Source organism: Kribbella sp. (genome assembly GCF_035687465.1).
Lineage (GTDB): Bacteria > Actinomycetota > Actinomycetes > Propionibacteriales > Kribbellaceae > Kribbella.
In genome coordinates this window covers 1-13,447 of the sequence record NZ_DASRXP010000684.1, presented here as the reverse complement: position 1 = coordinate 13,447, position 13,447 = coordinate 1, and the positions used below count along the sequence as shown (strand labels likewise).

14 protein-coding genes are annotated in these 13,447 nt (G+C 68.5%); 13 read left to right on the top strand and 1 reads right to left on the bottom strand.

The window, feature by feature from the left end; genetic code table 11:
- The first annotated feature begins 160 nt into the window (after positions 1–160).
- From VFG33_RS36600 to VFG33_RS36575, 6 genes are all read left to right on the top strand, one after another.
- On the top strand, positions 161–1,753 hold the full coding sequence (locus VFG33_RS36600; RefSeq protein WP_325057619.1) for a circularly permuted type 2 ATP-grasp protein: 1,593 nt from the start codon (positions 161–163) through the stop codon (positions 1,751–1,753).
- 16 nt (positions 1,754–1,769) lie between these two features.
- Positions 1,770–2,717 carry an alpha-E domain-containing protein gene (locus tag VFG33_RS36595; RefSeq protein ID WP_325057618.1) on the top strand — a complete coding sequence of 316 codons (948 nt, stop codon included), beginning with the start codon at positions 1,770–1,772 and terminating at the stop codon, positions 2,715–2,717.
- A complete protein-coding gene (locus VFG33_RS36590) occupies positions 2,714–3,556 on the top strand; it encodes a transglutaminase family protein (protein ID WP_325057617.1) in 843 nt (280 codons plus the stop codon). Before VFG33_RS36595 ends, VFG33_RS36590 begins: the two co-directional genes overlap by 4 nt.
- Positions 3,557–3,608: 52 nt before the next feature.
- Positions 3,609–4,652: a glucose 1-dehydrogenase gene (locus VFG33_RS36585; RefSeq protein WP_325057616.1), complete on the top strand. Its 1,044-nt coding sequence runs from the start codon at positions 3,609–3,611 to the stop codon at positions 4,650–4,652.
- 102 nt (positions 4,653–4,754) lie between these two features.
- Positions 4,755–5,018 (top strand): DUF3618 domain-containing protein, encoded by a 264-nt coding sequence (locus VFG33_RS36580; protein ID WP_325057615.1) that lies wholly within the window; start codon positions 4,755–4,757, stop codon positions 5,016–5,018.
- Complete coding sequence (locus VFG33_RS36575; protein ID WP_524538170.1) at positions 5,015–5,353, top strand: GroES family chaperonin; 339 nt, start codon at positions 5,015–5,017, stop codon at positions 5,351–5,353. Before VFG33_RS36580 ends, VFG33_RS36575 begins: the two co-directional genes overlap by 4 nt.
- A gap of 12 nt (positions 5,354–5,365) precedes the next feature.
- Here VFG33_RS36575 and VFG33_RS36570 read toward each other — a convergent pair whose 3' ends face one another.
- Positions 5,366–5,743, bottom strand: coding sequence for a DoxX family protein (locus tag VFG33_RS36570; RefSeq protein WP_325057614.1), 378 nt, complete (start codon positions 5,741–5,743; stop codon positions 5,366–5,368).
- A gap of 86 nt (positions 5,744–5,829) precedes the next feature.
- Between VFG33_RS36570 and VFG33_RS36565 the strand changes: the two genes are divergently transcribed.
- From VFG33_RS36565 to VFG33_RS36535, 7 genes are all read left to right on the top strand, one after another.
- The gene (locus VFG33_RS36565) at positions 5,830–6,369 is read left to right on the top strand and encodes a MarR family winged helix-turn-helix transcriptional regulator (RefSeq protein ID WP_325057613.1); all 540 of its coding nucleotides are present in this window, start codon (positions 5,830–5,832) and stop codon (positions 6,367–6,369) included.
- The gene (dapC, locus tag VFG33_RS36560) at positions 6,366–7,472 is read left to right on the top strand and encodes a succinyldiaminopimelate transaminase (protein ID WP_325057612.1); all 1,107 of its coding nucleotides are present in this window, start codon (positions 6,366–6,368) and stop codon (positions 7,470–7,472) included. The genes VFG33_RS36565 and dapC overlap by 4 nt, the downstream gene beginning before the upstream one ends.
- Before the next feature lie 93 nt (positions 7,473–7,565).
- A complete protein-coding gene (locus VFG33_RS36555) occupies positions 7,566–8,957 on the top strand; it encodes a M15 family metallopeptidase (protein WP_325057611.1) in 1,392 nt (463 codons plus the stop codon).
- Positions 8,954–9,730: a hypothetical protein gene (locus VFG33_RS36550; RefSeq protein ID WP_325057610.1), complete on the top strand. Its 777-nt coding sequence runs from the start codon at positions 8,954–8,956 to the stop codon at positions 9,728–9,730. The genes VFG33_RS36555 and VFG33_RS36550 overlap by 4 nt, the downstream gene beginning before the upstream one ends.
- A 43-nt stretch (positions 9,731–9,773) precedes the next feature.
- Entirely contained in the window at positions 9,774–10,931 is a 1,158-nt protein-coding gene (locus VFG33_RS36545; RefSeq protein ID WP_325057609.1) for an amino acid deaminase/aldolase, read from the top strand.
- Positions 10,928–12,229, top strand: coding sequence for an FAD-linked oxidoreductase, L-gulonolactone oxidase family (locus VFG33_RS36540; RefSeq protein WP_325057608.1), 1,302 nt, complete (start codon positions 10,928–10,930; stop codon positions 12,227–12,229). The genes VFG33_RS36545 and VFG33_RS36540 overlap by 4 nt, the downstream gene beginning before the upstream one ends.
- A 70-nt stretch (positions 12,230–12,299) precedes the next feature.
- The gene (locus tag VFG33_RS36535; RefSeq protein WP_325057607.1) at positions 12,300–12,989 is read left to right on the top strand and encodes a PIG-L deacetylase family protein; all 690 of its coding nucleotides are present in this window, start codon (positions 12,300–12,302) and stop codon (positions 12,987–12,989) included.
- Positions 12,990–13,447: the final 458 nt, after the last annotated feature.

The window sequence follows — 13,447 nt, the reverse complement described above, 5'->3', positions numbered from 1 at the left end:
AAGAACTGAGTGATTGTCAGACATTCTGCCGTACGCCGTTCCGCGTCGCTGAAGTGGCTCCTGAGGCTTGTGTTACACGGAAGCAGTTCGCTTGTTACGTGCGGGAAAACTGACGGCTGGATCGAGTGCGAGCCGGCCCCGGGTGGGCGAGGATGCGGAGATGAGCCGCGCACCGATCCGCCCCAGTGGCCCACAGTTGTTCGACGGCTATCTCGACCCGACGCGGCCGCATGCCGAGGCCTATGACGAGATGTTCGACCCGGTGGAGGGCGTCCGGCCGGCGTACCGGCGGTTGCATGAATCGCTCCTGCCGCTGCAGTCCGCGGACCTCACCACCCGGTCCGAGGCGCTCGACCGGGCTCTCGTCGACCAGGGCATCACCTTCTCGCTGTCCGGCGAGGAGCGGCCCTTCCCGCTGGACCTCGTACCCCGGGTGATCACCGCCTCCGAGTGGTCTCGCCTGGAGCGCGGCATCGTCCAGCGGGTTCGCGGCCTGGAGGCGTTCCTCGCCGACATCTACGGCGACCAGCAGATCATCGCGGACGGCGTGCTGCCGCGCCGGCTGATCACCTCCTGCGAACACTTCCATCGACAGGCCGCGGGGATCGCCCCGCCCAACGGTGTCCGGATCCACGTGGCCGGGATCGACGTAGTACGCGATGAACTGGGCGACTTCCGCGTGCTGGAGGACAACCTGCGCAGCCCGTCCGGGGTGTCCTACGTGATGGAGAACCGGCGGACCATGGCGCGCGTCTTCCCGGACCTCTTCGCGAAGCACCGGGTGCGCGCGGTCGGCGACTACGCGGTCCATCTGCTCAGGTCGTTGCGAGCTGCCGCTCCCGCGGGTGCGACCGACCCGAACGTGGTGGTGCTGACCCCGGGCGTCTTCAATTCGGCGTACTTCGAACACTCGCTGCTGGCGCGGCAGATGGGCGTCGAACTGGTCGAGGGGCGCGACCTGTTCGCCCGGAACAACGTGATCTACCTGCGCACCACCGACGGCGAGCAGCGGGTCGACGTGATCTACCGGCGGATCGACGACGAGTTCCTGGATCCCGTGCAGTTCGTGCCGGACTCGGTGCTCGGCGTCGCGGGCCTGGTGAACGCGGCGCGGGCCGGCAACGTGGTGATCGCCAACGCGATCGGCAACGGCGTCGGCGACGACAAGCTGGTCTACACCTATCTGCCGGAGATCCTGAAGTACTACCTGGGCGAGACCCCGCTGCTGCCGAACGTGGACACCTTCCGCTGCTGGCTACCTGCTGAGCACGACGAGGTGCTCGAGCGGCTGGACGAGCTCGTCACCAAGCCGGTGGAGGGCTCGGGCGGTTACGGCATCGTGTTCGGCCCCGATGCGTCCCCCAAGGAGCTTGCGGCTCAGCGGCGGCGGATCAAGAACAACCCGCGCGGCTGGATCGCGCAGCCCGTGGTCCAGCTGTCGACCGTGCCGACCAAGGTCGGCGGCCGGTTGCAGCCGCGGCACGTCGACCTGCGGCCGTTCGCGGTGAACGACGGTGACTCGGTGTTCGTGCTCCCCGGCGGCTTGACCCGGGTCGCGATCCCCGAGGGCAGTCTGATCGTGAACTCGTCCCAGGGCGGCGGTTCGAAGGACACCTGGGTGCTCGCCCCGCGGGCGTCCGACGAAGACGCCGAGCTTCGCGGCCGCGGTCTCGCCGCCGGACTCCGGTCGGACGAGGGCCGGACGCCGGAGCAGGGTCCCGCGCTGAACGTCGCCCAACAGCAGCAACAGTGATGGGGAGGTGCTGACGATGCTCGCACGCAACGCCGAGTCGCTGTACTGGATCGGCCGGTACGTCGAACGCGCGGACGACACCGCGCGGATCCTCGACGTCTCGGTCCACCAGTTGCTCGAGGACGCGACGGTGGATGCCGACACGGCCAGCCGTACCTTGCTCGCGGTGCTCGGGATCACCCCGCCGAAGGGCACCACGCTGGACGTGTGGACCCTGACCGAGCTGGTCGCGATGTCGCCCGATCGCGCCGGCTCGATCGTGTCCTCGATCTCCAGCGCCCGGGAGAACACCCGGATCGCCCGCGAGGTGGTCTCCAGCGAGCTGTGGCACTGCATCAACTCGATGTGGAACGCCGTACCGGAGCGCCAGCGCGCCGCGCGGCGGGTCGGTCCGCATGAGTTCTTCACCTTCGTCGAGGACCGGGCGGCGATGTTCGCCGGGCTCGCCGACTCGACCATGAGCCGCGACGACGGCTGGCGATTCCTGGTCCTGGGCCGCTCGGTCGAACGGGTCGACATGATCGTCCGGCTGCTGATGTCCCGCGTCGGCGACAAGCCGACCTCGCCAGGCTGGGTGACCGTACTGCGCTCAGCCGGTGCCCACGACACGTATCTCCGCACGTACCGGGGTGCCCTGGACGCGTCCCGGGTGGTGCAGTTCCTCCTGATGGACCGGTTGTTCCCGCGGTCGGTCTTCCACGCACTGAGTAAGGCGGAGTCCTGCCTCGAAGAGTTGGACCGTGGACCGTCAGCGCGCATCGGCACCAGCGCCGAGGCCTCACGTTTGCTCGGTAAGGCCCGGAGCGACCTGGAGTTCCTCCCGCCCGCCGAACTGCTCGACGACCTCACAGGGCGGCTTGAGGCGCTCCAGGAGACCGTCCGGGAGGTGGGGGAGGCTGTGTCGCTGCAGTACTTCCACGCGGTCCCGTGGGTCGAGTGGAACAACGCGGCGGTGAACCTGTGAGTTGGCGTCTTCGGGTGGTGCACACCACCGGCTACCGGTACGCCGAAGCCGTCACCCAGTCCTACAACGAGGCCCGGCTGACCCCGCGCTCCGACGACCGGCAGAACCTGATGGTGGCCCGGCTGGAGACCGTCCCGGCCGCCCGGTCCTACCGCTACACGGACTACTGGGGCACAGAGGTCAACGCGTTCGACCTGCACACGCCCCACACGGAGCTGAAGGTGGTGGCCGCCTCCGTCGTGGAGACCACCGAGCAGCCCGGTCCTGCCGATGCTGCGAGCTGGGCTGACGTGCGTTCTGACGACGCGTTGGACCGGTACGCCGAGTACCTCGAGTGGACCAGCTACGTGCCGAAGAACCGCGAGCTCACAAGCATCGCCCGGTCGCTCCGCAAGAGCCTGACTCCGGCAGAGACCGTGCTGGCTGTCTCCAAGTGGGTGCACGACACACTGACCTACCAGCGGGGAACCACTGGCGTGCATTCGTCGGCGGTGGACGCCTGGCAGGTCGGCGAAGGGGTTTGCCAGGACTACGCGCATCTGACGTTGTCCATGCTGCGCGCTGTCGGCGTACCGGCTCGGTATGTGTCCGGGTATCTCCACACCAAGCCGGACGCCGCAGTAGGCGAGACGGTGGTGGGAGAGAGCCATGCCTGGATCGAGGCCTGGACGGGCGCCTGGTGGGGCTTCGACCCGACCAACGACATCCCGATCGGCCACCGCCACGTCTGGGTGGCGATCGGCCGGGACTACGGCGACGTCTCCCCGCTCAAAGGCATCTACTCAGGCGCCGCCGCGACTGCCATCGAAGTCACTGTGGATATGACCCGCCTGGCCTGACGGTGCGGCGGGGTGGCTTGCGCCTGGTGTGCCGCCGGGGTGGAGTGGGCGTATGCGGGCTATGACGGTGGTGCCGGGGAAGGCTGACTCTGCCTCGGTCGGGGAGGTCGGGGAGCCGCCGGAGGCTGACGGAGCGGTGCTGGTCGAGGGGTTGCTCGCCGGGATCTGTGGCACTGACATCGAGCTCACCTCAGGTGACTTCGGCAGTGGCCGTCCTGGCGCCGACCGCATGGTGATCGGCCACGAGTCATTGGGCCAGGTACTGGAGGCTCCGCCCGGCTCTGGTTTCGACCCGGGCGACCTGGTCGCGGGGATCGTCCGGCGGCCAGACCCCGAGCCGTGCCCGGCCTGTGCGCGAGGTGAGTGGGACTTCTGCCGCAACGGCCGCTACACCGAGCGCGGCATCAAGGACGCAGACGGGTACGGCGCGGAACGCTGGCGGGTTGCCCCGTACTTCGCCGTACCGGTTCCGGCTGAACTGGGGAGGCTCGGAGTGCTGGTGGAGCCCGCGAGCATCCTCACCAAGGCATGGGACCAGGTAGACCAGGTGGGGGCCCGATCCTGGTACGGACCGGAACAGGTGCTCGTGACCGGTGCCGGCCCGATCGGTTTGCTGGCCGCGTTGATCGCACGGCAGCGCGGGTACGCCGTGCACGTGCTGGACCGAGCCACCGATGGCCCGAAGCCGCAGTTGGTCCGGGATCTCGGCGGGGTCTATCTGACTGACCTGGCCGACCTCCGGGTCACGCCCGACGTGGTGATCGAGGCGACTGGCGCCGGGCAGGTGGTGGTGGATTGCGCGAAGCTGCTGGGACCGGCGGGTGTGATGTGCCTGACGGGGATCTCCCCGGGCCCGGCGTCGATCGGCGTACAGATGGATGCGCTGACGCGGCAGTTGGTGGTGCGGAACGCGGCCCTGGTGGGATCGGTCAACGCGGCCAAGCGGCATTACGCGGATGCGGTGGAGGTGCTGCTGGCAGCTGATCCGGCGTGGCTCGAGCGGTTGATCACGCGGACGGTTCCGCTGTCGGACTGGCCTTCGGCGCTGGTCAAGGAACCCGACGACATCAAGGTGGTCGTCGACCTTCGGGCGTGACCTGCAAAGATGTGATCAGCAGCCGGGCAGCACAGGGCAGGCCCGGGGTGCCCAGCGCAGAACAGGCGCAGACAGCAGCATGCGGAAGGGAGCGTCGGACAGGTGCCGGACACGAAGGCTCGCAAACCCGAGCAGATCGAGGCGGACATCGCCGCCACCCGTGCGCGACTGGCCTCGACGGTGGACGAACTGGTCGACCGCGCGCACCCGAAGAACGTCGCCAAGCGGCAGGTCGAGCAGGCGAGGGCTCAGGTCTTCGACGAGAGCGGCCGGCTGCGCACCCAGAAGCTGGTCGCGGTCGGCGGGGCCGTGGTCGGTGTGGTCGGGATGCTGCTGATGATCCGGCGGCTGGTGGGTCGCCGGTGACCCCTCGTAAGCGGCTCACCGACGACAAACTGCCGATCCGCATGTTGCACGACCGGGTCCTGGTCTCGATCGAAGCCGAAGGCGAGCGGAAGTCCTCAGCCGGCATCCTGATCCCGGCGACCGCGCAGATGGGCCGCCGGCTCGCGTGGGCGAAGGTGGTCGCGGTCGGCGCCAACGTGCGGACGGTCGAGGTCGACGACCGGGTGCTGTTCGATCCGGAGGACCGCGCCGAGGTCGAGGTCCGCGGCGACGACTACGTCCTCCTCCGCGAACGCGACCTCCACGCGGTAGCCGCCGGCCGCCTGGAAGACGGCCAGACCGGCCTCTACCTCTAGAAGCTGTTCGCTCTAGAAGCTGTTCGGGCCGAAGCGGAAGATGGCCACGACCAGGGCCAGGATCAGCAGGACCGTGTTGATGCCGATCTGTGGGTACTCCTTACGGCGGGCGTGGGTGATGATCGCGCCGAGCATGATGATCGCGATGCCGGTGGCCGCCAGCGGGACCAGGATCGGGGCGATGTCGAAGGCGCCCGGCAGGATCAGGCCGATGGCGCCGAGCACCTCGGTCGTGCCGATCAGTTTGAGCGTGCCGGCGGAGAAGTCCTCGGTCCACTTCATGTTCGGGTTCGCGTTGAGCTTGGCCCGGGACTGGGTCAGCTTGGTCAGCCCGGCGGCCAGGAAGAACGCGGCGAGCACTCCGGCGACGATCCACAGAAAGACGTTCATGGTCTGCTCTCAGTAGTTAATTGATCCTTCAAGCGTGACGGTACGCCGCCCGACTTGAAGCGTCAACTAACGGGTAGAATGTCGGCATGGCGGACGAAGTCGAGTGGTTGAACGAGGAGCAGTTGGACAGTTGGATCACGCTGGCCGGGCTCATGTTCAAGCTGCCCGGCGCGCTCGACTACCAACTCCAACGGGACTCGGGCCTGACCCATTTCGAGTACACCGTGTTGGCCATGCTGTCCGACTCGCCAGGACGCTCCTTGCGGATGAGCAACCTGGCCGGCGCAGCGAACGGGTCCCTCTCTCGCCTGTCGCACGTGGTGAAGCGGCTCGAGCGGCGCGGCTTCGTCCAGCGCAGGCCGTCCGAGGACGACGGCCGGATCACAGTCGCCACGCTCACCGACACCGGCTTCGAGGAGCTGGCCGCCGCCGCCCCCGGGCACGTCGCGACCGTACGGAAATTCGTGATCGACGTGCTCAGCCCGGAACAGCTCCGCGAGCTCAAGGTGATCAGCGAGCTGATCCTCGAGAAGGTCGACCCGAGCAAGGCTTGCGAGAAACCGCTGTCCGCGGATCGACCCTCCGGCGGCGGGGATGGGGCCGCGCAGGAGAGAATGCAGGGGTGACCTTCGCGACCACCTCCAGCAGACTGCCCGACTTCCCCTGGGACAAGCTCGCCCCCTTCAAGCAGAAGGCGGCCGCGCATCCCGACGGCATCGTGGATCTGTCCATCGGCAGCCCGGTGGACCCTGTACCGGACCTGGTGAAGCAGGCGCTCGCGGAGGCGGCCGACGCACCGGCGTACCCGACGACTATTGGTACGGCGACCGCGCGCCAGGCCGCGACCGACTGGCTGGCACGCCGCCTCGATGTGCCCGGGGTGGATCCGCAGACTGGCGTGCTGCCGGTGATCGGCACGAAAGAGCTGATCATGTTGCTGCCGACCCTGCTCGGCATCGGCGCAGGCGACACCGTGCTCATCCCGGACCTCGCCTACCCGACCTACGAGGCCGGCGCCGCACTAGCTCGGGCAACGAGCATCCCGGTCGCGGACCCCACGCAGTACGACGGTCCGGTGCGGGTCGCCTACCTGAACTCTCCGCGCAACCCGTCCGGCCAGATCACGCCGGCGGCAGAGCTGAAGCTCGCGGTCGAGTGGGCCCGGGCCAACGACGTGCTGCTCGTCAGCGACGAGTGCTACGCGGAGTTCGGCTGGGACGAGCGGCCGGTCTCCGTGCTGCACCCGGACGTGTGCGGTGGGAGCTTCGACAACCTGCTCGCAGTGCACTCGCTGTCGAAGCGGTCCAACCTGGCCGGCTACCGCGCGGGCTTCGTCGCGGGTGACGAAGCGGTCGTCGCCGAACTGCTGGCGGTCCGCAAGCACGCCGGACTGATGGTGCCGTCGCCGATCCAGGCTGCGATGGCGGCCGCATTCGGCGACGACGTCCATGTCGAGGAGCAGCGTGCGCGCTACCTCCGCCGGCGGACCGTACTGCGGCAGGCGCTGACTGCAGCCGGCTGGGAGATTACCCTGTCGCAGGGCGGGCTCTACCTGTGGGCCGAGCACCCGTCGTACGACGCCTATGGCTCTGTCGCGGCACTCGCGGATCGCGGCATCCTGGTCGCACCGGGTGCCTTCTACGGTACGGCGGGTGAGCGGCACGTGCGGGTGGCTCTGACGGGGACCGACGAGCGGGTGGATGCAGCCGTGAAAAGGCTCGAGCACTAGACCAACCTTCTCTTCACGTGTGACGTCTTCCTTAGTAGGTGCCTCTTAGTAGGTAGCGGGGCCGATCGGCTCCAGGGGTGGAGGGGACGAACCGTGGCCAAACGAGTTCTTACGACTGTGGTGGCGGCGGCTTTGATCGCCGTCCTGATCCCGACGGCGGCCGGGGCGGCCGAAGATCCATCCACACCGTCGACCACACCCAGTACGACGCCAACTGCCAACCCGCCGACTGTCGAGCCTGTTGACCCACCGACTGTCGAGCCACCTACCGCTGAGCCGCCGGCGGCGACTGAGCCCGTCCCGTCCGCGCCGAGCAAGCCTGTGCAGACTCCTGGTCCGTCGGCGGCGGCCGCGGCGGTGACGATCTCCCTCGATCAGCCGGCCACCGCCTGGGAGGATCGCCCGCTCACCTTCACCGGCAAGCTCAGCAGTGGCGCCGCGAACACCAACGTCACGCTCTGGCAGGCGCTGCCCGGCGCTTGGGTACTCCGGGGCTCCGCCCAGACCACGGCCGGTGGTGCGTACCGGATCACCTACACCTCGACCTATGCGATGCGCACCACGTTCATCGTGGCGGTCGGACCCAAGATCGTTGGCGCGGCGGCGCTCTCGCCCACCCGGATCGCCACCGCGCTGGACCGCAAGATCATCATCAACAAGCCGGCCGCGTCCTACATCACGCTGACCGGCGTCGCCGTCACCGGCTACTTGACCCCGTCCGAGCCCGGTCGCGAGGTGGTTCTGCAGGATCTGGTCTCCGGCGGCAAGTGGCGCTGGCTGACCAGCGTGAAGGTGGATGCCAAGGGCAACTTCCGGCTGCCGTTCCCGGACAACTTCCCCTCCAACCGGGCCGTGCGGGTGGTCAGCCGGGGCGTCCCGGCGACCGCGGTCGAGGTGTCCTTGGCGGCCAGGGTGATCGTCAAGGCAGGCCTGAACGCGAAGGTCTACGCGGTCGCCGCGAGCATGGTGCCCAAGACCTACCGATCCGGCTGCCCGGTCGCGCCGTCGTCGCTGCGACTGATCACGCTGAACTACTGGGGTTTCGACGGACTCATCCACAAGGGCGAACTGATCGTCCGGGACGCGGCCGTGCAGAAGATGATCTCCGTCTGGACCGCGACCCTCAACGCGCACTTCCCGATCCGGCGGATGGTGCGGGTCGACGTCTTCGGCGGTAGCGACACCCAGTCGATGGCGGCGGACAACACGTCCGTCTTCAACTGCCGCCAGGTCACCGGCAACCCGTACGCGCTCTCGCCGCACTCCTACGGCTACGCGATCGACATCAACACCGTGGAGAACCCGTACCTCGCGGCGAACAACGTCTGGTATCCGTCGAACGGCCTGTCCTACCGCAACCGCTCCTGGTCGCGTCCCGGGATGCTGTTCACCGGCAGCACTCCCACGAAGGCTCTGGTCGGCCAGGGCTACTTCTGGGGCGCGAACTGGAGCAAGCCCGACTACCAGCACTTCCAGCCCAAGTGAGAACCACACTGGCCGCTCTAGCGGTGCTCGGACTGCTGGTGGGGTGCAGTTCCGCGTCCGGCGACAACAGCAAGGTTGCTGCGACTCCGACCTTTCCGATCACCGTTGGCGGGACAGTGCCGGTTCCAACCATCACGCCATCCACGGCGAAGCCCACCGATGCCGCGGAACCACCGGACCAACCAGAGCAGGCCACAGCGCCACCGCCCGCTGCGGCCGGTCCTGTGTCAGCGCGGAACCTCCCCGCCGCCGACAAGCTGGGCTCGGGGTCGAAGACCTACACGGATCCCGGTGGAGCCGAGGAGGGCTTCCTGGGCAACCAGACCTGGACCCGTAAGCGAGACGCTCACCAGGCGGCCTTCGAGGCTCTACCGGTTGGCTGCTCCGGCAAGCTGCCCAGCGGCTCGCTGCCGGTGCCACTGCACGCTCTGCAGGGGGCGTACCGCACTGGCGAGGACAAGGCCGCGACCACGTTGCTGCTGCGCTTCGCCGATCCCGAGCGGGCCTCGGCCTACTTCAGCGGATACAAGGCCCGCATGACTGCCTGTGGATCCACAGCCGACGCGCAACTCGCAGTACAGAGGCTGTGGGCTGACGATGCGGCCGTCGCGTCCGTACGCCGGTACGCAGAGGCAGGGGCATTCGTGGAAGTCTCGGTGCTGACTGGTTCCACTGTGGCTCTGCTGGCGGCGGAATCCGCTGACCCGGCGAAACAGGCCGACTGGGCGCGAAGCGTCGTACCGGCGCTGCAAGCCGTGATCGATCTGCCGTGAAGTTGTACTACCTTTCAGTATTTGTTGGTCGTAAACTCCAGCCATGGGTGACTTCGAGAGGTACGGGCGCCTGACGGCGGAGCTGGAGCCGCCGTTCGCGGTGGTCGACCTGGCCGCGTTCCGCCGGAACGCGGACGATCTCGTCCGCCGCGCGGGCGGGATCCCGATCCGGATCGCGTCCAAGTCGGTGCGCTGCCGCGCGCTGATCGCGGAGGCGTTGCAGCGGCCCGGGTTCCACGGTGTGATGAGCTACTCCCTGCCCGAGGCGCTCTGGCTGGCGCGCAATAGGGTCGACGACATCCTGATGGGTTATCCGACCGTGCACCGCGCGGCGCTGCGCGAGCTTGCGGCGGACGCTGAGGCCGCCTCGCGGATCACCCTCATGGTCGATGACTTCGAGCAACTGTCGTTCATCAAGGCGACGACTGGCGGGGGCGGCGAGCGGATCCGGGTCTGCCTGGATGTGGACGCCTCGCTCCGCATCTTCGGCCAGCACCTCGGCGTCCGCCGCTCACCACTGCGTACTCCGGAGCAGGTGGTCGAGCTGGCCCACAAGATCGCCGCGGACGATGCCTTCGTCCTGGTCGGGGTGATGTTCTACGAGGCGCAGATCGCGGGTCTGCCGGACACCTCCCCGGCGGTTCGCTGGGTGAAGCGGCGGTCCGCGGCCGAGCTCTCCGATCGCCGCGGCGCAGTGGTCGACGCCGTCAAGCAGGTCGCGCCACTGCGGCTGGTGAACAGCGGTGGCACCGGCAGCATCGAGGTCAGCAGTTCCGACCCGGCCGTCACCGAGGTCACCGCCGGCTCAGGCCTCTACGGCCCGACCCTCTTCGACCGGTACGACGTGTTCCAGCCGGAGCACGCGGTCGCCTATGCACTCGGTGTGGTCCGTCGGCCGACTCCGCGGATCGCAACGCTCTTCGGCGGTGGGTATGTCGCCTCCGGCCCGGCCAAGAAGTCCCGGCTCCCATCGCCTTCGTGGCCGCTGGGACTCAGTCTGCTCGGCACCGAAGGCGCGGGGGAGGTGCAGACTCCCGTGCAGGGTGAGTCCGCCCGCGGCCTGCGGATCGGCGATCGGGTGTGGATGCGCTATGCCAAAGCCGGCGAGATGCTGGAACGATTCGAGGTCCTGCACGCGATCGACGGCAACGAGCTGACCGAGCTGGTCAGCTACCGGGGTGAGGGGAAGAACTTCGGATGAACACGTGGCGGAACTGGGCCGGTACCGAGTCGGCCACCGGCGTGGAGATCCTGCGGCCGGGGTCCTTGGACGAGGTCGCGGCCGCGGTGAAGACTGCGGCCGAGCAGGGGAAGCGCCTGAAGGCGGTCGGCTCCGGCCACTCGTTCACGGGTTGCTCGGTTCCTGAGCAGGTGATGATCCGGCTCGACGGACTGGCCTCGATCACCCAGGCCGACCAGCAATCCGGGCGAGTGACCTTGGGCGCCGGCACCGGCTTGGGGAAGCTGAATGCCGGCCTTGCTTCGTTCGACCTGGCGATGGCGAACCTCGGCGACATCGACAAGCAGACCATCTCCGGCGCGATCTCGACCGGCACGCACGGAACGGGTGCGCGGCTCGGTGGACTTGCCACCCAGGTCGTCGGGCTGGAGCTGGTCACCGCGGACGGCTCGGTGCTGAGTTGCTCGGCCGAGGAGAACGCGGACGTGTTCAACGCCGCGCGGGTCTCGATCGGCGCGCTCGGGGTGATCACCTCGCTGACTCTGCAGTGTGTGCCCGCGTTCCTGCTCCGGGCGCAGGAGATGCCGCTGCCGCTGCCGGAGGTGCTCGGGAGTTTCGATTTGCTTGCCGATGGCAACGATCATTTCGAGTTCTACTGGTTCCCGCACACCGACGTCGCGCTGACCAAGCGGAACAACCGGGTCGCGGCCGGCGTCGGCCCGTCCCCTGTCGGCCGGCTCCGCGGCTGGGTGGACGACGAACTGCTGTCCAACAAGGTTTTCGAGCTCACCAACCGGGTGGCGGTCCGACGGCCCGGGCTGGTGCCGCGGATCAACCAGTTCGCCTCCCGGGCCCTGTCGGCTCGCGAGTACGTCGACTCGTCGTACAAGGTGTTCTGCTCCGAACGGAACGTGATCTTCCGCGAGTCGGAGTACGCCGTACCTCGCGAGCAGGTGGTCGACGTGATCCAGGAACTGCGCGGGTGGATCGACCGGTCGGGCGAGCGGATCCCGTTCCCGATCGAGGTGCGGGTGGCGGCCGCGGACGACATCTGGCTGTCGACGGCGTACGGGCGGGACACGGCGTACATCGCGATCCACCAATACCACCGGCTCGCGCACGACAAATACTTCGACGCCTTCGAGCAGATCGTGGCGGCGTTCGGGGGTCGGCCGCACTGGGGCAAGCTGCACACGCTGGGCGCGGACCAGTTGCGCGAGCGGTATCCCCGGTTCGACGACTTCCTCGCAGTACGGGACCGCCTCGATCCGGGGCGGGCGTTCACGAACTCGTATACCCGGCAGGTTTTCGGTGCCTGAGTTCATTCGGGCCGTGCGTTTTGGGCAGAGATGTTCGCGGAATCACGGGGATGAGCATTAGCCTGCGGGCATGACTGAACCCGCGCCGCTCGAACCGTTGCCCGAGGACTGGCAGAAGGCCCTGGCCGTCGTCGCACACCCTGACGACCTGGAGTTCGGCGCGGCCGCGGCGATCGCCCGCTGGACCGCGCAGGGCAAGGAGATCGTCTACTGCCTGCTCACCTCCGGCGAGGCCGGTATCGACGGCGTCGCGCCGGCCGAGTGCGGCCCGCTGCGCGAGGCCGAGCAGATCGAGTCCGCCCGGATCGTCGGCGTCTCCGTCGTCGAGTTCCTCGGCCAGCCCGACGGCACCATCGAGTACGGCGTACCGCTGCGCCGCCTGATCACCGAGGCGATCCGGCGGCACCAACCCGAGATCGTGATCACCAACAACTTCCGCGACACCTGGGACGGCGACGTCCTGCTGAACCAGGCGGACCACATCAACACCGGCAAAGCCACCCTCGACGCGGTCCGCGACGCGGCCAACCGCTGGATCTTCCCGGACGCCGGACCCCAATGGAAGGGCGTCCGCCAGGTCTGGGCCGGCGGCTCACCCCAGAGTCGCCACGCTGTCGACACCACCGACACCTTCGACCTGGGCGTCCAGTCCCTGGAAGCACACCGCGCCTACATCGACGGCCTCAACTGGCCCCACTTCGACCCCACCGAGTTCCTCGAAGGCATCTCCCGCCCCACCGGCACCCGCCTCAACACCTAATACGCCGCCCCCTTCGAGGCGTTCACCCCCTAACCCACACCCGCGCTCCCGCGCCGCGCTCCCGCGCCGCGCTCCCGCGCTGCCGCGCTCCCGCGCCGCGCTCCCGCGCTCCCGCGCTCCGACACCGCGCTCCCGCGCTGCGCTCGGGCACTCTCCCGCGCTGCGGGCTCGCCGCCCGTTCCCGCGTTCCGCTTGCACCCCCGCTGCAGTCCTGCTCGTCCGTAAGCGGGTGGAGCTGTGGTCGGCACGCAACGAGCCCGACCACCCGCGGCTGGGGCAGTACATCTGACCACGTGGTCGCGCCGGTGCATTGGTGATGTGGTTGCGCGGTCTCCGCTGCGTGATGGTGCTAGCCGAGGTGGTGGGTGTCAAGGGCGCTTCGCGGCCCTTCGGGCTCGAAACAAGTTTCGACCCTTGACACCCACCACCTCGGCCAGGGAAGGACGCAGCTACGCGGA

Bases quoted from the DNA above. Each gene is read 5' to 3' on its own strand.
- VFG33_RS36585 (WP_325057616.1), top strand. From the start codon at position 3,609: ATGCGGGCTATGACGGTGGTGCCGGGGAAGGCTGACTCTGCCTCGGTC.
- VFG33_RS36540 (WP_325057608.1), top strand. From the start codon at position 10,928: ATGAACACGTGGCGGAACTGGGCCGGTACCGAGTCGGCCACCGGCGTG.
- VFG33_RS36595 (WP_325057618.1), top strand. From the start codon at position 1,770: ATGCTCGCACGCAACGCCGAGTCGCTGTACTGGATCGGCCGGTACGTC.
- VFG33_RS36570 (WP_325057614.1), bottom strand. From the start codon at position 5,743: ATGAACGTCTTTCTGTGGATCGTCGCCGGAGTGCTCGCCGCGTTCTTC.
- VFG33_RS36535 (WP_325057607.1), top strand. From the start codon at position 12,300: ATGACTGAACCCGCGCCGCTCGAACCGTTGCCCGAGGACTGGCAGAAG.
- VFG33_RS36600 (WP_325057619.1), top strand. From the start codon at position 161: ATGAGCCGCGCACCGATCCGCCCCAGTGGCCCACAGTTGTTCGACGGC.
- VFG33_RS36565 (WP_325057613.1), top strand. From the start codon at position 5,830: ATGGCGGACGAAGTCGAGTGGTTGAACGAGGAGCAGTTGGACAGTTGG.
- VFG33_RS36545 (WP_325057609.1), top strand. From the start codon at position 9,774: ATGGGTGACTTCGAGAGGTACGGGCGCCTGACGGCGGAGCTGGAGCCG.